The organism is Kitasatospora sp. NPDC001095 (assembly GCF_053598615.1).
Map to the genome: position 1 here is coordinate 47920 of NZ_JBSFKQ010000026.1, position 18567 is coordinate 66486.

Annotated in this window: 14 protein-coding genes; 7 read left to right on the plus strand and 7 right to left on the minus strand. The window is 72.9% G+C overall.

The window, feature by feature from the left end; genetic code table 11:
- The first annotated feature begins 330 nt into the window (after positions 1-330).
- Together ACWDBB_RS21590 and ACWDBB_RS21595 are read left to right on the plus strand one after the other, a co-directional pair.
- Positions 331-1002: a class I SAM-dependent methyltransferase gene (locus ACWDBB_RS21590; protein ID WP_449791192.1), complete on the plus strand. Its 672-nt coding sequence runs from the start codon at positions 331-333 to the stop codon at positions 1000-1002.
- A gap of 254 nt (positions 1003-1256) precedes the next feature.
- Positions 1257-2999 carry a SpoIIE family protein phosphatase gene (locus ACWDBB_RS21595; RefSeq protein ID WP_449791193.1) on the plus strand — a complete coding sequence of 581 codons (1743 nt, stop codon included), beginning with the start codon at positions 1257-1259 and terminating at the stop codon, positions 2997-2999.
- A 122-nt stretch (positions 3000-3121) separates the two neighbouring features.
- Here ACWDBB_RS21595 and ACWDBB_RS21600 read toward each other — a convergent pair whose 3' ends face one another.
- Positions 3122-5344: an MMPL family transporter gene (locus tag ACWDBB_RS21600; protein ID WP_449791154.1), complete on the minus strand. Its 2223-nt coding sequence runs from the start codon at positions 5342-5344 to the stop codon at positions 3122-3124.
- 124 nt (positions 5345-5468) lie between these two features.
- Between ACWDBB_RS21600 and ACWDBB_RS21605 the strand changes: the two genes are divergently transcribed.
- Positions 5469-6104, plus strand: coding sequence for a TetR/AcrR family transcriptional regulator (locus ACWDBB_RS21605; protein WP_449791155.1), 636 nt, complete (start codon positions 5469-5471; stop codon positions 6102-6104).
- A 15-nt stretch (positions 6105-6119) separates the two neighbouring features.
- Here the strand turns inward: ACWDBB_RS21605 and ACWDBB_RS21610 are convergent, their stop codons facing one another.
- Positions 6120-7070 (minus strand): LysR substrate-binding domain-containing protein, encoded by a 951-nt coding sequence (locus ACWDBB_RS21610; RefSeq protein WP_449791156.1) that lies wholly within the window; start codon positions 7068-7070, stop codon positions 6120-6122.
- Positions 7071-7259: 189 nt separating this feature from the next.
- Between ACWDBB_RS21610 and ACWDBB_RS21615 the strand changes: the two genes are divergently transcribed.
- Positions 7260-7811, plus strand: a complete 552-nt coding sequence (locus tag ACWDBB_RS21615) for a peroxiredoxin (protein WP_224283642.1) — start codon at positions 7260-7262, stop codon at positions 7809-7811.
- Between the two features lie 3 nt (positions 7812-7814).
- Positions 7815-8351, plus strand: a complete 537-nt coding sequence (locus ACWDBB_RS21620; protein ID WP_392873757.1) for an alkyl hydroperoxide reductase — start codon at positions 7815-7817, stop codon at positions 8349-8351.
- 71 nt (positions 8352-8422) lie between these two features.
- Here ACWDBB_RS21620 and ACWDBB_RS21625 read toward each other — a convergent pair whose 3' ends face one another.
- The 4 genes from ACWDBB_RS21625 to ACWDBB_RS21640 form a co-directional block, all read right to left on the minus strand.
- The gene (locus tag ACWDBB_RS21625; protein ID WP_449791157.1) at positions 8423-9934 is read right to left on the minus strand and encodes an AI-2E family transporter; all 1512 of its coding nucleotides are present in this window, start codon (positions 9932-9934) and stop codon (positions 8423-8425) included.
- Positions 9935-10424: 490 nt separating this feature from the next.
- Positions 10425-11165, minus strand: coding sequence for an aggregation-promoting factor C-terminal-like domain-containing protein (locus tag ACWDBB_RS21630; protein ID WP_449791158.1), 741 nt, complete (start codon positions 11163-11165; stop codon positions 10425-10427).
- 450 nt (positions 11166-11615) lie between these two features.
- Entirely contained in the window at positions 11616-12950 is a 1335-nt protein-coding gene (locus tag ACWDBB_RS21635; RefSeq protein ID WP_449791159.1) for a PhoH family protein, read from the minus strand.
- A 257-nt stretch (positions 12951-13207) separates the two neighbouring features.
- Complete coding sequence (locus ACWDBB_RS21640) at positions 13208-14002, minus strand: isoprenyl transferase (RefSeq protein ID WP_392873769.1); 795 nt, start codon at positions 14000-14002, stop codon at positions 13208-13210.
- 400 nt (positions 14003-14402) lie between these two features.
- Between ACWDBB_RS21640 and ACWDBB_RS21645 the strand changes: the two genes are divergently transcribed.
- Positions 14403-16010 carry a chitinase gene (locus ACWDBB_RS21645; RefSeq protein WP_449791160.1) on the plus strand — a complete coding sequence of 536 codons (1608 nt, stop codon included), beginning with the start codon at positions 14403-14405 and terminating at the stop codon, positions 16008-16010.
- 240 nt (positions 16011-16250) lie between these two features.
- Here the strand turns inward: ACWDBB_RS21645 and ACWDBB_RS21650 are convergent, their stop codons facing one another.
- Positions 16251-17003, minus strand: a complete 753-nt coding sequence (locus ACWDBB_RS21650) for a prepilin peptidase (RefSeq protein ID WP_449791161.1) — start codon at positions 17001-17003, stop codon at positions 16251-16253.
- 231 nt (positions 17004-17234) lie between these two features.
- Here ACWDBB_RS21650 and ACWDBB_RS21655 point away from each other — a divergent pair, with 231 nt between their 5' ends.
- The gene (locus ACWDBB_RS21655; protein WP_449791162.1) at positions 17235-18449 is read left to right on the plus strand and encodes a pyridoxal phosphate-dependent aminotransferase; all 1215 of its coding nucleotides are present in this window, start codon (positions 17235-17237) and stop codon (positions 18447-18449) included.
- The last annotated feature ends 118 nt before the right edge of the window (positions 18450-18567 follow it).

The following is an 18567-nucleotide window of genomic DNA, read 5'->3' on the forward strand; positions in this document are numbered from 1 at the left end:
CTTCCGCAACCCGGGCCACAACGGTCCAAGCACGGCGAGTTGGCCGGAAAGGGACCCCATGGCGCAGTGATCGCGCATATTCTCAGATGCCAGTACGCACACGAGTGTCTGCCGGATGCCCATCGGGGCGCAGTCCGTCCGTGTGGTGCGCAGAGCGTGACGTACCGCCACCGGCAGCGGCCCGCTGGGCCGCGGGAGGAGCCACCGGAGGCCACGGGTGGAAGGGTGTCTCGCAACGTGACGACCGGACAGATATCCGACCCGTTCCCCGTCGGCGAGGACGCGGGCGACGACGATCCCGAGGTACGGCGGCGGCGGGCGGCCCGGGCGCTGCAGGCGGTCGCCTTCGACACCATCGGCGCCGGGTACGGCGAGGCCTTCCCGGCCAAGGACGGCCAGCTGGCCTGCGTCCGGCGGCTGCTCGCCGGGCTGGAACCCGGCGCCCGGGTGCTGGACGTCGGCTGCGGCACCGGCGACCCGACCGTCCGGCAGCTGGCCGCGGCCGGTCTGCGGGTGATCGGCGCGGACCTCTCCGACGGGATGCTCACCCTGGCCCGGCGGACCGCTCTCCCCGGCGTCTTTGCGCCAGTCTTCCATCGGATCGACCTGTACGATCTGGCCACCGAGCGTGCGGACCGGGTCTGGAACGCCCCCGAACTGGGGCCGGACGGGCGGGGCGGCTTCGCCGCGGTCACCGCGTTCTTCTCGCTGATCCTGCTGCCACAGGACGAGATTCCGACCGTGCTCGGGCGGCTGCGCGAACTCCTGCGTCCGGGGGGACTGCTGGCGCTCGGTATGGTCGAGGCGGACCTGGATCACGTTCCGCTTCCGTTCCTTGGCAGAGAGCTGCGGATCAGTGGGTATCTGAGGGAGGATCTGGAGCGGGTTCTGGTCTCGGCCGGCTTCGCCGTCGAGGAGTGCTCGGGGCATCCGTACGCACCGGCCAGCACCTCGCTGCCGCCGGAGGAACAGCTGTTCCTGTGCTGTCGACGCGTCGGCTGATCGAACCGGGACAGGACCGGCCGTACCCGCGGCCGGCGCAACAGAACAGCTCACCGACCACACCGAATCCAGGACAGGCAGCCGTGCGCGACCAGCTCAAGACCGAGGCGGAGCAGCCGCCCGCCGTCCCGGGCCAGCGCCGCCAGGTCCCGGCCGCGCCACCGACCTCGGCCCCGGCTCCGACCGCCCCGGCCCTGGCGGTGGCCCCGGCGGCCCCGGCCCGACGGACGGGCGCACGGCCGGAGCGCGCCGAGATGGCGGACCGCCTGGCATATCTCGACTCGGCGACCCGGCGGATCAACACCGCCCTCGACCTCGCCGCGACGCTGCGCAACATCGGCCGGGTGCTCGTCCCGACGCTCGCCGACGCCGCCGTCGTCCACCTGCGCGACCCGCTGCCCAACGTCGAACGCGAACCCGGATTCCCGGAGGAGCTGCGGATACACCACAGCACCGGCACCCGGATCGGCCGCCGCGGCCGCCCGAGCGGCCTGGACGACCGGCGCCGCTCCCGCTACGGCGCCCGCTCGACCGCCGACGGCGGCCCGGCCACCCCGGTGACCCGCGGCGGGGCGCTCGCCCACGCCCTGCTGAGCCGCCGCCCCGCCGAGGCCGCCGTCCTGGGCACGCCCTCCGCCGAGCGCGCCGAGACGCTGCTGCGCGAGCTGTACGGCACCCGCGGGGTGGCCCGGCTGGCCGCCGGCACCTCCGTCCTCGCCCTGCCGCTGCGCGGCCGCAAGGCGGTGCTCGGGCTGTTGATACTGATCCGCCGCCCTCCCGAACGCAGCGGCCGCCCGGTCTTCGACGCCGCGGACACCGCGACCGCGGCGCACCTCGCCACCCAGGCCGGGCTGGCCGTGGACACCGCGCTGCGCTACGCCCGCGAGTGGGAGATCGCCAACGAGCTGCAGCGCAGCATGCTGCCGCTGCGCCTGCCGCAGTCGCACGGCGTCCGGATCGCCCAGCGCTACCTGCCCGGCGAGCGCGGCGCCCAGGTCGGCGGGGACTGGTACGACGCCGTCCCGCTGCCCGGCAACCGGGTCGCCCTGATCGTCGGCGACGTGATGGGCCACTCGCTCACCTCGGCCGCCATCATGGGCCAGCTGCGCACCAGCGCCCAGACCCTGGCCGCCCTCGACCTGCCGCCGCACGAGGTGCTCTACCACCTGGACGAACAGGCCCAGCGGCTCGGCCGCGAACAGCACCTGGCCACCTGCGTCTACGCGGTGTACGACCCGATCGCCAACCGGGTGGTGATGGCCAACGCCGGGCACGTCCCGCCGGTGCTGGTCCGCCCGGACGGCACCGCCGAGCTCGTCGAACTGGACTCCGGGGCGCCGATCGGCGTCGGCGGGGTGGACTTCAACTCCGTCGAACTGCCCGCGCCGCCCGGCTCGGCGCTGCTGCTGTTCACCGACGGCCTGGTGGAGACCCGCACCCGCCCGATCAGTGACGGCCTGGAGCTGCTGCGCGCCCGGATCGCCGCCGCCCGCTGGCAGTCCCCGGAGCAGCTGTGCCAGGAGGCGCTGCGGATCCTGCCGCCCGGCGACCGCGGCGACGACATCGCGCTGCTCGGCGCCTGCTTCGACGGCATCCCGGCCGGGGACGTCGCGCACTGGTACCTGCAGCCGCGCAACGAGACGCCCGGACGGGCCCGCCGGCTGGCCGCGCACACCCTGCGCCGCTGGGGGCTGGACGAGCTCAGCGAGGCGACCGAGCTGATGGTCAGCGAGCTGGTGACCAACGCCGTCCAGCACGCGACCCGGCCGGTCACCCTGAGCCTGGTGCGCACCACCCGGCTGCGCTGCGAGGTCGGCGACGACAGCCCGCTGCTGCCGCGCCCGCGCCGCACCGGGCCGGAGGACGAACGCGGGCGCGGGCTGCAGATAGTGGCCCGGTGCGCGGACCGCTGGGGCGCGACCAGGCTGGGCACCGGCAAGGTGGTCTGGTTCGAGCAGCGGCTGCCCGCGAACGTGAACGTGAACGCCGGGGCGTGAGCGCGCCGTTGTGAGCGCGCCGCCGTGAACGCGGTGTTGCGAGCGGCCGCCGTGAACCCGGTGCCGTGCACGCGACGGCGCCCGGCGGGAACGAGTCCCACCGGGCGCCCCGGGTCGGTCCGTCAGGCCCGGGCCGGCTCCTTGGCCGGCTCCTGCGCCGACCGCTCCGACTGCTCCGTCTGCGCCGACTGCTCCGCCAGCCGGGCGATCAGTTGCTCGCCCTCCATGTCCACCCGCGGCACGACCTTCTCCAGCCGCTTCGGGAACCACCAGGCCGCCTTGCCGAACAGCGCCATCGCGGCCGGCACCAACGCCATCCGCACCACGAAGGCGTCCACCAGCACGCCCACCGCGAGGGCGAAGCCGATCGGCTGGACGATCGGGTCGTGGCCGAAGACGAACGAGCCGAACACCGCCACCATGATCAGCGCGGCCGCGGTGACCACCCGGGCCCCGTTGCGCACACCGCCCACCACGGCCTCGCGCGGCGCCGCGCCGTGGACGTGCTGCTCCTTCATCCCGGAGACCAGGAACAGCTCGTAGTCCATCGCCAGCCCGAACAGCACGCCGATCAGCAGGATCGGCACGAAGCTCACCACCGGGCCGACCCTGGGCACGTCGATCAGGCCGTCCAGCCAGCCCCACTGGTAGACCGCGACCACCGCGCCGAGCGAGGCGGTGATGCTGAGCAGGAAGCCGGCCACCGCCTTGAGCGGGACGAGCACCGAGCGGAACGCCAGCGCCAGCAGCACCACCGCGATCCCGACGATCACCGCGAGGAAGGGCGGCAGCGCCTGGCCGAGCTTGGTGGAGACGTCGATGTTGGCGGCCGTGGTGCCGGTGACGGCGATGTCCGCGCCGGTCGCCGCCTTGAGCTCCGCCTTCTGGTCGCGGATCTCGTTGACCAGCGCCTTGGTGTCCGCGTGGTCCGGGCCGGTCCGCGGGATGACGGTCACCAGCGCGGTGCCGCTCGCCCGGTCGACGGTCGGCGGCAGCAGCGTCCCGACGCCGTCGAGGGTCTGGAGCTTCGCGGCCACGCCCTGCACCGCCTGCTCGGGCCGCGGCGCGCCGTGGGCGTCCACGACGACCACCAGCGGCGCGTTGAAGCCCGGCCCGAAGCTCTCGCCCACCAGGTCGTAGGCCTTGCGGGCGTCCGTCCCGGCGGCCTGCGAACCGCCGCTCGGCAGGCCGAGGTTCAGGCTCGCGGCGGGCACCGCCAGGGCGCCCAGCCCGGCCAGTGAGACCAGCAGCACGGGCAGCGGGCGGCGGACCACGAAGCGGCCCCAGCGCTCGCCCGTGGTGGTGCGGCCGTTGGCGGTCAGGGCCCGCTTCCAGATCGGCAGCCGGTCGATGGCCCGGCCGGTGAAGCCCAGCACGGCGGGCAGCAGGGTGATCGCGACCAGGACGGCCACCACGACGGCGCCGGAGGCGGCCAGGCCCATCACGGTGAGGAAGGGGACGCCCGCGACGGCGAGTCCGGCGAGCGCGACGACCACGGTCAGGCCGGCGAAGACGACGGCGCTGCCGGCGGTCGCGGTGGCCCGGGCGGCTGCCTCCTCCGGCTCCAGGCCCTCGTCCAGGTGGCGGCGGTACCGGAACAGGATGAACAGCGCGTAGTCGATGCCGACCGCGAGGCCGACCATCAGGGCCAGCACCGGCGCGGTGGTGATGATCTCGAAGGAGCCGGTGAGCGCCAGCAGGCCGGCCATCGTCACGCCGACGCCGACCAGCGCGGTCAGCAGCGGCAGCCCGGCGGCGACCAGCGTGCCGAGGGTGACCACCAGGACCACCCCGGCCACCGCCAGGCCGATCGCCTCGCTGCCGCCCTCGATCTGGGCCATCGTGTTGTACGCGTCGCCGCCGAAGGCCACGTCCAGCCCGGCCGCGCGGGCCGGCTCGGCGGCGGCCTTCACGGCCTCGCGCTGCTGGTCGGTGACGTCGGCGAGCTTGTGGTCGAACGAGACCAGGGCGATCGCGACCTTCCCGTCCGGCGAGAGCGCGCCGGTGGCGTACGGGTCGGGCACCGCGGCAACGCCCGGCACCCGGGCGATCCGGGCGACGGCCTCGCCGACCGCCTTGCCCGCCTCGGGCGTCGCGACGCCGCCGGGCGCACCGGCGGCGAAGACGACCTGCGCGGAGCCGTGGCCCTGCTCCGGGAAGGTGTCCTTGATCCGGTCCAGGGTGGCCTGGGCCTCGGTGCCCGGGACCTTGAACTCGTCGGTGGTCTTGCCGGCGAAGGCGCCCGCGGCTCCGCCGATGGCGATGAGTACGGCGATCCAGACGGCGACGACGGCTCGCCGTCGTCGGAAGCAGTATCGGCCCAGTCGGTACAGGTACGTGGCCATCGGCGGTCCCTCGGGTCGGTCAGGGCAGGTCGCGTCCCACCGTAGACCGAACTTTGTCGAGTGACAAAGTTGATCGACAAGTTCAAGTGACGTAGTTATCCGCTCGTGGCGCTACCCTGACTGGATGGCTCATGTCCCCGCCTCCGAACGCCGACCGCAACTGGTCCAGGCCGCGATCGACCTGATGACCAGGGAGGGAATCGCGGCCGGCAGCACCCGAGCGATCGCCGCCGAGCTCGGCGTGGCGCAGGCGACGGTGCACTACACCTTCGGCACCAAGAAGGACCTCTACCGGGCCGTCGTCGAGCAGCTGAAGTCCGACTTCGTCGGCGAGGTGCGCGCCGCCTCCCCCGGCGACGGCGCGTTCGGCGAGCAGGTCCGCACGCTGGTGCACGCGCTCTGGGAGGCCGCCACCGGCGAGCACGGGCGCTGTGTGCTGCTGAGCGAGTTCGGGGCGCTGGCCATGCGCGACCCGGACATGCAGGAGATCATGCTCGGGCTCCAGCACGACATCGAGGGCACCGCCACCGAGATGCTCGGCGCCCTCGCGGCCGCCCACGGCCTGACCCTGGCGCTGCCCGCCCGCCGGATCGCCGTCCACTTCCTCGGCGGCTTCGACGGCCTGACGGCCCGCCACCTCACCCTGCATCGCCCCGGCGACCGGCCCGACCAGGACACCCTGGACGCGCTGGAGCTGCTGGTCGCGACGACGGTCGGGCTCTGCCTGGGCGCCCCGGCGGCGGAGAGCGCCCAGGGCTGACCGAGGAGGCAAGCCCTAGGAGACGATCCGGACCGGCAGCTCGACCAGCACCTCGCGCAGCGCGGCCGCGAAGCGCTCGTACTCGGCTCCGCGGGCCGAGCCCGGCCGGACGGCCAGCCCGATCCGGCGGCCGGGCGCCGGGGCGGCGAAGCGGACGGCCGCCAGCCGGTCGGTGCGCCCGGCCTCGACGTCCAGCGCGGTGGCGGGCAGCAGGGTCACCCCGAGGCCGCCGGCGACCAGCTGGACCAGGGTGGACAGGCCGGCCGCGCGGGTGGTCGAGCCCGTCGGGTCGGCGCCGACCTCACGACAGATGTCCAGCGCCTGGTCGCGCAGGCAGTGGCCCTCCTCCAGCAGCAGCACGTCCAGGTCGAGCAGCACGTCGCGCGGCACGTCGATCCGCCCGGCGAGCGGGTGCCCGGGCGGGGTGAGCAGGACGAAGTCCTCGTCGAACAGCGGGATGTCCAGGGTCGGCGAAACCCCGCCGGCGGGCAGCGCGAGCATCAGGACGTCCAGCCGCCCGGCGGCCAGGCCCTCCAGCAGCGAGGGGGTGCGCTCCTCGTGGACGTGCAGCTCCAGGTCCGGGAAGCGGTCGCGCACCAGCCGCAGCACGGTGGGCAGCAGGTAGGGCGCGACGGTCGGGATGACGCCCAGGTGCAGCGGCCCGGTGAACGGGCGGCGGGCGGCCTCGACCTCCTCGGTGAGGGCCTGGAGCGAGGCGAGCACCCGGCGGGCATGCTGGTGCACGCGCTCCCCCAGCGGTGTGACGATCACCTTGCGCGTCGTACGCTCGACCAGCTGCGCGCCCAGCGACTCCTCCAGCGCCGCGACCGCTCCGGACAGCGCGGGCTGGCTCGTCCCGGTGGCGGCGGCGGCCTCCCTGAAGTGCCGGTGTTCGGCCACCGCGACGAAGGCCCTCAGCTGGGCGACGGTCGGGGTGCGCGGACTGCGGACTGTGGCACTCGCCACAGCGGGCTCGGTCCTGGCGCCGCCCTTCCTGCGGGAGGCCGAGCGCGACGTGGGGAATTCAGTACTGATAGCAATCTCCGATCAGACACATCAAGTGTAGCTATTTCCCTGATCAGTCCACCCTGTGGAATCGTGAGTGGTGTCCGGATTCCGGACATCTCCCCTCATCTCACTTCAGGAGAAGCGAACGTGCTCACGATCGGTGACAAGTTCCCCGAGTTCGACCTCAAGGCCTGTGTCGACCTGGACGCCGCGAGCGCCTTCGCCGACATCAACCACAAGTCCTACGAGGGCAAGTGGAAGGTCGTCTTCTTCTGGCCGATGGACTTCACCTTCGTCTGCCCGACCGAGATCGCCGCGTTCGGCAAGCTGAACGACGAGTTCGCCGACCGCGACGCCCAGATCCTCGGCGTCTCCGGCGACTCCGAGTTCGTGCACCACGCCTGGCGCAAGGACCACAAGGACCTGCGCGACCTGCCCTTCCCGATGCTGGCCGACATCAAGCACGACCTGATGCGCGACTGCGGCGTCGAGAACGAGGACGGCACCGCCCAGCGCGCCGTCTTCATCGTCGACCCGAACAACGAGATCCAGTTCGTCATGGTCACCGCCGGCTCCGTCGGCCGTAACCCCAAGGAGGTCCTGCGGGTGCTGGACGCCCTGCAGACCGACGAGCTGTGCCCGTGCAACTGGAACAAGGGCGAGGACACCCTCGACGCCCAGGCCCTGCTGGCGGGCTGACCCATGGCTCTCGACGACCTGAAGGCCGCCCTCCCGGACTACGCCAAGGACCTCAAGCTCAACCTGGGCTCGGTCATCGGCAACTCCGACCTCCCCGCCCAGCAGCTCTGGGGCACCGTGCTGTCCTGCGCGATGGCCACCCGCAGCCCCGGCCTGCTGCGCGAGCTGGAGCCCGAGGCCAAGGCCAACCTCTCCCCGGAGGCGTACAACGCCGCCAAGGGCGCGGCCGCGATCATGGGGATGAACAACGTCTACTACCGGACGCTGCACCTGCTCTCCGACAAGGAGTACAGCACGATGCGGGCCGGTCTGCGGATGAACATCATCGGCACCCCGGGCGTCGAGAAGGTCGACTTCGAGCTCTGGTGCTTCGCGGTCTCGGCCATCAACGGCTGCGGCCAGTGCCTCGACTCGCACGAGGCCGTGCTGCGCAAGGCCGGCGTCGAGCGCGAGGTCGTCCAGGCCTCGATGAAGATCGCCGCCGTCCTCCAGGCCGTGGCCGGCGTCCTCGACTCCGAGGCCGCCCTCGCCAACGCCTGACGCACCCGCGTACGCCGACGGGCCCCTCCCGGACACCATGTCCGCGAGGGGCCCGTCGGCGTACGCGCCGGCTACTCCGCCGCGGACCGCGGCTGCGCCTGTGGTTGCGGGGCCCCCGTCGGGGCGGCCGCGGTGCGCTCGGCGGCCTCGCGGGCGGCTTCCAGCGCGGTGAAGACGGCCTGGCCGGCCTCGTTGCGGCGGCGCAGGTGGGCGACCACGGTGTTGGTGACGGCGATCAGCGGGACGGCGACCACCGCGCCGCCGATGCCGCCGATGATCCCGCCCGCCGCGACGCCGAGCACGACGCCGAGCGGGTGGACCCGGACGGCCCGGCCGAGGATCAGCGGCTGGAGGATGTGGCTCTCCACCTGCATCACCACCACCAGCACCACCAGCACCATCAGCGCCGTCCACGGCCCCTGGGTGACCAGCGCGATCAGCACCGCGACGGTGCCGGTGATCAGCGCGCCGACCAGCGGGACGAAGGCGCCCAGGAAGATGATCACGGCCAGCGGGAGGGCGAGCGGCACACCCAGCAGGTCGACGCCGATGCCGATGCAGAGCGCGTCGATGAACGCCACGCAGACCGTGCCGCGCACATAGGCGGTGAGCGTCGTCCAGGCCTTCGGACCGGCCCCGGCCATCGCGAACCGGGAGTGCCGGGGCAGGCCGCGCAGCGCCCAGTTCCAGATCTTCCCGCCGTCGTAGAGGAAGAAGAAGGTGGTGAAGAAGGTCATCAGCAGCGCGGTCAGCACCTCGACGGCGATCTGCGCGCCGGTGATCGAGGCCGAGGTGAGCTGGTCGGTGTTGGTGGTGATGGCCTTGGTGATCTGGTTGGCGAAGTCGGTGATCTGCTGCTGGGTCAGGTGCAGCGGCCCGGTGACCATCCAGTCCCGCAGCTGGTTGACACCGGTCTTCACCTGGGTGGTGACGTCCGAGAGGTTGGTCGACACCTGCCAGACCACGAACCAGCCGACCAGCCCGATCCCGGCCAGACCGCTGAGGAACACCCCGCCCGCCGCCAGCGAGCGCGGCACCCCGCGCCGGCGCAGCCAGGAGACCGAGGGCTCCAGCAGCGCGGTGATCAGCAGCGAGGCCAGCACCGAGAAGGCGACCAGCCGCAGCATGTCGACCACGTAGAAGACGACGTAGAGCGCGGCGCCGAGCAGCAGCAGCCGCCAGGTCGACTCGGCGGCCACCCGCAGCCCCCACGGCACCGCCTCCGCGGGCGTGGCCGGGCGGCCGGGGTGGTACTCCCGCCCGAGGCCGGCGTGCGTGGCCGGTGCGGGCCGGGCGGCCGGGAGCGCCGCGGCGGACTGCGGGAGGGCCTCGGCCACCGGGCCCGGGTCGGCCCGCGGGACCGGGACCGGGCCGGGCGCCTCGGCGAGTGCCGGGACGTGCCCGTCCACCAGCGCCGGAACATGCCCCTCGGCCGGCTCGGGAAGGGCCTGCCCCGGCAGGACCGGCTCGTGCGGGTCGGCCGCCATCGCGGCCCGCCGGCGCCGTTCGATCACGGCGGCCGCGCTCGCCACCACGGCCATGCCCTTGGCCACGGCCTTGAAGGCCTTTCCGCCCCGCGCCATCCTTGCTACCACCACTCCCCTGCCGAACCCGCCGTACCGGCGGTACGCCGCGGGTCCCGCCGCGGCCGTCAGGGATGACGCTACCCGGCGTGGCTGCGGCAATTCCGGCCGCCGGTCCGTTCGACTCGAACCGACCATCCCGATGAACCGGACAAAACACCAGGTTCCACCTGGTTTCGGTCACAGTTCGCTGGGGAGGAGTCGGGACGAGACCCCGGAGCCGAGCCGCCGAGGTCGCCCCACGGCCAACTGTCGGCGGACCGACCGGCGCGGGAGGCTACCAGGACCCCTTCCCGCGCCCCGCGTCCGCAACCGGGACCGCACCGTCCGAGGGCGCACTGGTCAGCGCAGCCCGGGCGGCGCGGTCCTCCCGCGCCCACCGCGCGGCGCCTGTGGCCGGAGAACGCCACGGCCCCCCGGTCGCCCGCCCGAGGAGGACGGACGGCCGGGGGGGCCGTGTGGAACCGCGCCGCCGGAGCGGCCGCCGTTCCTAGTACCAGTTGTGGGCCTGCCAGAACGACCACGCGCCGCAGGGGCTGCCGTAGCGGGAGTTCATGTAGCTGAGGCCCCACTTGATCTGGGTGGCCGGGTTGGTGCGCCAGTCGGCACCGGCCGAGGCCATCTTGTTGCCGGGCAGCGCCTGGACCAGACCGTACGCGCCGGAGCTCTTGTTGGTCGCGGTGTAGTCCCAGCCGCTCTCGCGCTTCACGATCTGGCTGAAGCACTGGAACTGGGCGTCGTTGCCGACGATCTGCCGGGCGAGGTCCTGGACCGAGCCGGGGCTGACCGAGACGGCCGGTGCGCTGTCCTCGACCGCGGTCATCGCGGACCGGGCCTTGGAACGGTTCGCGGCGGCCTCGTCGGCCTTGCGCTTGTCGTCCGCGGCCTTGGCAGCCTGCTCCGCGTCGGCCTTGGCCTGGGCGTCGGCCTTCGCCTGGGCGTCCGCGGCGGCCTGCTGGCGCGCGGCCTCCTCGGCGGCCTTCTGCTCCGCGGCGGCCTTGGCGGCGGCGTCGGCGGAGGCCTGCTGGGCGGACGCCTGCTGGCCGATGTTGTCACTGATGGTCTGCGCCTGGGCGCCAGAGGGGACTTCGGCAAGCAGGGTCGCGCCGGCGACGTCGACCGTCTGCGTGGTCTTGCCCTCGCTGCCCGAGGCCATACCAACGACGGCACCGACAGCGGTGACGGCGGTGGCGGAGGCCACAGCAACTCCCCGGACCGAGATCCGAGTCACATGGATTCCTTCCAGCATCGCCCACGCGTGACCGTACGGGCGCAACATGCCCCTTGGCACGGACCTCCGCATGGTGCTCTGGTCACGGGAGGTGCTGGCCCGGCGTCCGGCCGAGGTGAGGCGACCGGGCGTTGGAATCGGGCGGCGTACGGCTAAACGGTCTTCAATTGTGCGTCCACCGACCGGAGTTGGCGGACCTTCCGGGGCCTGACCCCCGAAGTCCGGGAGCCCTGCCGCGCCGTACGCGGGGCCTGACAGAACCCTCACCATGCCGCACCGGGCACTGTCGACGCAATTCCCGCCCGCGTGGCGCATGTCACATCCACCGTACGGCAGTTCCCTGGACAGAAAGCACTCGATGTGATGAAACGGGCGGGGCCCGCTCCGTCAGGAACGGACCCCTGGCCATGAGTTGACCGTATTGTCCGACTATGCCCTAGTACGGGCGGATCACGGGTGGATGTCCTCCAGCATCTCCGTGACCAGCGCCGCGATCAGCGAACGCTCCGAGCGGGTCAGCGTGATGTGGGCGAAGAGCGGATGACCCTTCAGCTTCTCCACCACCGCCACCACCCCGTCGTAGCGGCCCACCCGGAGGTTGTCCCGCTGCGCCACGTCGTGGGTGAGCACCACCCGCGAGCCCTGGCCGATCCGGGACAGCACCGTCAGCAGGACGTTCCGCTCCAGCGACTGCGCCTCGTCCACGATCACGAAGGCGTCGTGCAGCGAGCGCCCCCGGATGTGGGTCAGCGGCAGCACCTCCAGCATCCCGCGGGAGATGACCTCCTCGATCACGTCCGGGGTGGTGACCGCGGAGAGGGTGTCGAAGACCGCCTGCGCCCAGGGGCCCATCTTCTCCGCCTCGGTGCCGGGCAGGTAACCCAGCTCCTGCCCGCCGACCGCGTACAGCGGCCGGAAGACCATCACCTTGCGGTGCTGCCTCCGCTCCAGCACCGCCTCCAGCCCCGCACACAGCGCCAGCGCCGACTTCCCGGTGCCGGCCCGGCCGCCCATCGAGACGATCCCGATCTCCGGGTCGAGCAGCAGGTCCAGCGCCACCCGCTGCTCGGCGCTGCGCCCGCGCAGCCCGAACGCCTCGCGCTCGCCGCGCACCAGCCGCACCCGGCCGTCGCCGGTGACCCGGCCGAGCGCGCGGCCGCGCTCCGAGGTCAGCACCAGTCCGGTGTGGACGGGCAACTCGGCGGCCCCGTCGACGTCCACCCCGGCCTCGTGGCCCGCCGAGAACAGCGCGTCCACCTGGTCGGCCGGGACGTGCAGCTCGGACATGCCCGTCCAGCCCGAGGTGATCGCCAGCTCGGCCCGGTACTCCTCGGCCAGCAGGCCCACCGAGCTGGCCTTGATCCGCAGCGGCAGGTCCTTGGACACGACGGTGACGTCGTAGCCCTCGGCCTGGAGGTTGCGGGCGACCGCGAGGATCCGGGTGTCCGCCTCACCGCCGCCGGCGCGGTAGCCGACCGGCAGTATCGACACGTCGGAGTGGTTGAGCTCGACGCGGATGGTGCCGCCGAGCTCGCCGACCGGGATCGGCTCGTCCAGCCGGCCGTGGCGGATGCGGTAGTCGTCGAGCAGTCGCAGCGCCTGGCGGGCGAAGTAGCCCAGCTCCGGGTGGTGCCGCTTGGCCTCGAGCTCGGTGACGACCACCACCGGGAGGACGACCTCGTGCTCCTCGAAGCGGGTCATGGCGAGCGGGTCCGCCAGGAGCACGCTGGTGTCGAGAACGTACGTGCGCCGGTCTGGTGTCCGGCGGCTCTTGGAACTGACCACTAGGCCTCCAGAGCGGATGACCCTGCGTCATCCGCGGCAAGCCGGCCCCCGCTGCCCCGGTGGCCTCGGGGCCGGACTGACTGGAGTATTCCCAGGCGGGGAACGGTGCATTCGCGCGCCCGGCGAACTGACGGATCATTGCCGGTGAACGTTTGGCCTCGCGCGGGCGCCGGGTAGGCCAGGCCTACGGCGGTCATTTCCTCCGGAGGGCCGGGGCCGGCCGAGGTGCCGCGCCGGGGCCGGCGGAGCCGCCGGGACTACAACCCCATCCGGCGGTTGCGCTGTTCGTACGCGCGCAGCGCGCGCAGGAAGTCGACCTTGCGGAAGGCCGGCCAGTACGCCTCGCAGAAGTAGAACTCGCTGTGCGCGCTCTGCCAGAGCAGGAAGCCGGACAGCCGCTGCTCGCCCGAGGTGCGGATGATCAGGTCCGGGTCGGGCTGGTTACGGGTGTACAGGTGCTCGGCGATGTGCTCGACGGTCAGGATCTCGGCCAGTTCCTCGATCGAGGTGCCGCGCCCGGCCTGCTCCTGGAGCAGCGAGCGGACGGCGTCGGCGATCTCGTGCCGACCGCCGTAGCCGACCGCGACGTTGACCGTTATGCCGTCGATGTCGGCGGTCTGCTCGGCGGCCCGCTTGAGCACGTCGGCGGTGTGCTGCGGCAGCAGGTCCAACGCGCCGACCGGGTTGACCCGCCAGCGGCGGGCGGCGGCCAGTCCGGTGACGGTGTCCTCGATGATGCCGAGCAGCGGGACGAGCTCGTCGGCCGGCCGGTCCAGGTTGTCGGTGGAGAGCATCCAGAGGGTGACGACCTTGACGTGGGTCTCGTCGCACCAGCCGAGGAACTCGCTGATCTTGTCGGCGCCGCGCTGGTGGCCGTACGCGGTGGAGCCGCCGGCCGCCTTGGCCCAGCGGCGGTTGCCGTCCAGGATCACGCCGATGTGGCGCGGGGTGCTCGCGAGGTGGACCTCGACCCGCCGGCCGTAGAGCCCGTACATCCCTCCGAGCATGGTGCGCAGCCCAGGCGTCCGTTCGACGACATCGCGCAGACCCATGTTTGCCGGCCCCTCTTTGCTCGTTGCATCTGGTGCGTCACCGCCCCCCGGCGCAGCCTACTCCGGCGGGCAGGTGCACGGTAAAGCCCCAGGTAGCGGTCTTGTCACGGTCCTGTGCGAAGTCTGTCCCGACGGGCGTGTCGGGGATCGTCCGGACGGGCGAAGGGCACGTCGCGCGGCCCCAGGGGCGCGGACACGGAACGGTCTCCGAATCCTTAACGGAACCGTAAGCCGTCCTTCCGATGCTTGACGACCAGCAATGGTCTAGTCCAGCTTTTGATCCGGGACGGAACGATCCTCCGGCTCCGCCCCGCAGGCTCACTTCGGACCTCCCCTCCCCCACACGCGGCCGCCGCGCCCCCCACCGCGGCGGCCGCTCCTCCCCCAGGAGCGTCGCCCCATGGCCCGTACGCTGAACCAGTCCTCGCACAAGCGCCGGCGCAGCCCCCTCCCGGCCGTCGCGGCCGGTGCCACCGCCCTCGCCCTGGCCGGCGGCGGCCTCGCCCTCTTCGCCGGCGGTGCCAGCGCGGCGGTCGGCAACCTGGTCGGCAACGGCGGCTTCGACGGCGGCCTCGGGGGCTGGACCTGCACCGGCGCCGCGACCACGGTCTCCTCCCCGGTCCACTCCGGCACCGGCGCGCTCCAGGCCACCCCGGGCGCCGGCGACACCGCCGAGTGCACCCAGACCGTCAGCGTGCTGCCCAACACCAGCTACACGCTGAGCGCCTGGGTCCAGGGCCCGTACGTCTACCTCGGTGCGCGCGGCACCGGCGGTACCGACCCGTCCGCCTGGTCGAACCAGAACAGCTGGAACCAGCTGTCCACCACCTTCACCACCGGGGCGAACGCCACCAGCGTCACCGTCTACCTGCACGGCTGGTACGGCCAGAGCGCCTACCTGGCCGACGACGTCGCGCTGGTCGGCCCCGGCGGCACCGGCACCCCGTCGCCGACCGCGACCCCCACCACCACGCCGACGGCCACCGCCTCCCCCACGGCAACCGCGACACCCACCCAGACGGCGAGCCCGACCCCCACCGCGACGCCCACCCGGACGGCGACGCCGACCCCCACCGCCACGCCGACCGGCACCACCCCGCCGGCCACCGGCCTGCCCGCCCACGTGGTCACCGGCTACTGGCAGAACTTCGACAACAACTCGACCGTGCAGCGGCTGGGCGACGTCCAGAGCGCCTACGACATCATCGCGGTGTCCTTCGCCGACGCCGTGCCGACCAGGACCGGCGCGATCAGCTTCACCCTGGACCCGGGCCTGTCCAAGGCGCTCGGCGGCTACACCGACGCCCAGTTCCGCGCCGACATCAAGGCCAAGCAGGCGGCCGGCAAGAAGGTCATCCTCTCCATCGGCGGCCAGAACGGCGCGATCACCGTCGGGGACGCCACCGCCGGCGCCAACTTCGTCGACAGCGCCTACGCGATCATCAAGGACTACGGCTTCGACGGCATCGACGTCGACCTGGAGAACGGCGTCCAGGCCGGCCCGCTCGGCGACGCGCTGCACGCCCTGCAGGCCAAGGTCGGCCCCGGCTTCGTCCTGACCATGGCCCCCGAGACCATCGGGATGTACAACACCTCCGGCGCCTACTTCCAGCTGGCGCTGAAGACCAAGGACATCCTCACCGTCGTCAACACCCAGTTCTACAACTCGGGTGGCATGAACGGCTGCGACGGCAAGGTCTACACCCAGGGCACCATCGACTTCATCACCTCGCAGGTCTGCACCCAGATCCAGGGCGGGCTGCGGCCGGACCAGGTGGGCATCGGCGTCCCGGCCTCCACCAAGGCGGCGGGCGGCGGCTACGTCTCGCCGACCGTGGTGAACAACGCGCTGGACTGCCTGGCCACGGGCAACAACTGCGGCAGCTTCGTGCCGCCGGCCAAGTGGCCGACCATCCGCGGTGCGATGACCTGGTCGACCAACTGGGACGTCAACAACGGCAACGCCTTCTCCAACGCGGTCGGCCCGTTCGTCCACAAGATGCCGTAACGGCGCTCGGCCGCGGTCGGCTCACGGCCGCGGCCACCGTCACCAGAGCTCAACTCCCCCCGGCGCGGCGCTCCTTGAGGGTGGGGCCTGCGCGTCGGCGGCGGGGCCCGTCGCACCGACCGGTGCGGCGGGCCCTTCCGTTCTCCCCTTATTACCGCCGTCCCGTTGTCACCGCCGTCACCGCCGTCCCGTCCACAGGTCGCGGGGGCGCTGCCGGGTCCGGCGCCGAGGGGCGCGCGCTCACCGCGCGAGGACCGCGACGAGCGCCCCGAGCAGCAGGAACGGGCCGACCGGGACGTCCAGTCCGCGCACCGGACGGCGGCGGGCCAGCGCGGCGGCGGCCCGCAAGGTGCCCCACAGCCCGGCGAGCACCATCGCGGCGAACAGCCCGCCGAGCGCCACCGACCAGCCGTACCAGCCGAGCAGCCCGCCCAGGGCGAGCCCGAGCGGGGAGTCCCCGGGCCCCAACGCGCCCAGCCAGACGGCCAGTTCGAGCACGCCCCCGACCGCGAGCGCGGCCAGCAGGCAGCGCAGCGCCACCGCGGGCCCCGCGCTCGGCGCCGCCGCCAGCAGCAGCGCCGTCACCCCGCCGAGCAGCGGAACGGTCAGCCGGTACGGCAGCCGGCGCACCCGCGCGTCGACGAAGCCGAGCACCACGCCGAGCGTCGCCACCCAGGCCAGCGCCAGGGTCACCACCACCAGCCCGTCCGCCGCGTACGCCACCGCGACGGCGACCGCCACCGCGACGCCCTCCACCGCCCAGGGGCCGGCGCCCAGCCGCTCCCGGCAGCCAGGGCAGCGCCCGGTCGGCGGCAGCAGGCGCACCGCGCGGCCGCACGCCGGGCAGCCGTCGCACCACGGCTCGCCCTCCGGCACCGCGAACCGGGCGATCAGCCCGCGCAGCGGCGCGGCCGCCAGCAGACCGACCAGCACCGCCACCGGCACGACCGGGACCATCGACGCACCCCCCACCTCGACCTCCTCGACCGACACGTCGGGCACATCCTCCCGCGCGGGGCGCCCGGACGGTGTGCCGTCCGTCTCGTTCCGCGCGGGAGTACGCCGGCGCCCCTCGCGTACAGGAGCATTCCGGACATTCGACTGCTGGTTCGGAAGGCCGCCCGCCACCCCCGCCTGCCGATCCAAGGGGGCCGTTCAGGCCCTCGGAAGCACGCCTCCAAAGGCCCGCCGCACGGGCCCGCCGTACCCCTAAAGTAGGCGGACATGCAGGTCATCCAGTCCAGCAAGCTCGCCAATGTCTGCTACGACATCCGCGGCCCGGTGCTCGACGAGGCGATGCGGCTGGAGGAACAGGGCCACCGCATCCTCAAGCTCAACACCGGCAACCCGGCCACCTTCGGTTTCGAGGCGCCCCCGGAGATCCTCCAGGACATCCTGCGCAACCTCGCCGACGCCCACGGCTACGGCGACTCCAAGGGTCTGCTCTCCGCCCGCCGCGCGGTGGTCATGCACTACGAGGAGCGCGGACTGCACGGCCTGGGCGTCGACGACGTCTTCCTCGGCAACGGCGTCTCCGAACTGATCCAGCTGGCCATGACCGCGCTGCTGGACGACGGCGACGAGGTGCTCGTCCCGGCCCCGGACTACCCGCTGTGGACCGCCTCGGTCTCGCTGGCCGGCGGCACCGCGGTGCACTACCGCTGCGACGAGCAGTCCGAGTGGTACCCGGACCTCGCCGACATCGAGTCCAAGGTCACCGACCGGACCAGGGCCATCGTGGTGATCAACCCGAACAACCCCACCGGCGCGGTCTACCCGCGCGAGGTGCTGGAGGGCATCACGGAGATCGCCCGCCGGCACGACCTGGTGGTCTACGCGGACGAGATCTACGACAAGATCCTCTACGACGACGCCGAACACGTCCCGCTGGCCACCCTGGCCCCGGACCTCTTCTGCGTCACCTTCAACGGACTGTCCAAGGCGTACCGGGTCGCGGGCTTCCGCTCCGGCTGGATGGTGCTGTCCGGCGACCGGCACCGGGCCCGCAGCTACATCGAGGGCCTGACCGTGCTCGCCTCGATGCGCCTGTGCGCCAACATGCCCGCGCAGCACGCGGTGGCCGCCGCGCTCGGCGGGCGGCAGTCGATCCGGGACCTGGTGCTGCCCGGCGGCCGGCTGCACGCCTCGCGCGACGCCGCGTACGAGCTGCTGAACCGGATCCCGGGGGTCAGCTGCGTCAAGCCCAAGGGCGCGCTGTACGCCTTCCCCCGGCTGGACCCCAAGATCCACAAGATCAAGGACGATGCCCGGATGGTGCTGGACCTGCTGCGCTCCCAGCGCATCCTGCTGGTCCAGGGCACCGGCTTCAACTGGCCCGAGCCGGACCACTTCCGGCTGGTCACGCTGCCCCGGGCAGAGGAGATCACCGACGCGGTGACCCGGATCGGCGACTTCCTCGGCGGTTACGTCCAGCAGTAGGCGGTCGCTTCCGGCCGCGGACGGACGTCACCGGCCGCGGGCGGACGTCACCGGCCGCATCCGCGAAAACACTACGGCCGGAGCTCCGGCCCGGGCGATCTCCTTGGTCGGGGAAAGA

Excerpts from the sequence above, each read along its gene's own strand:
- ACWDBB_RS21605 (WP_449791155.1), top strand. The coding sequence starts at position 5,469 with ATGGCTCATGTCCCCGCCTCCGAACGCCGACCGCAACTGGTCCAGGCC.
- ACWDBB_RS21620 (WP_392873757.1), top strand. The coding sequence starts at position 7,815 with ATGGCTCTCGACGACCTGAAGGCCGCCCTCCCGGACTACGCCAAGGAC.
- ACWDBB_RS21600 (WP_449791154.1), bottom strand. The coding sequence starts at position 5,344 with ATGGCCACGTACCTGTACCGACTGGGCCGATACTGCTTCCGACGACGG.
- ACWDBB_RS21640 (WP_392873769.1), bottom strand. The coding sequence starts at position 14,002 with ATGGGTCTGCGCGATGTCGTCGAACGGACGCCTGGGCTGCGCACCATG.
- ACWDBB_RS21645 (WP_449791160.1), top strand. The coding sequence starts at position 14,403 with ATGGCCCGTACGCTGAACCAGTCCTCGCACAAGCGCCGGCGCAGCCCC.
- ACWDBB_RS21595 (WP_449791193.1), top strand. The coding sequence starts at position 1,257 with ATGGCGGACCGCCTGGCATATCTCGACTCGGCGACCCGGCGGATCAAC.
- ACWDBB_RS21655 (WP_449791162.1), top strand. The coding sequence starts at position 17,235 with ATGCAGGTCATCCAGTCCAGCAAGCTCGCCAATGTCTGCTACGACATC.
- ACWDBB_RS21625 (WP_449791157.1), bottom strand. The coding sequence starts at position 9,934 with ATGGCGCGGGGCGGAAAGGCCTTCAAGGCCGTGGCCAAGGGCATGGCC.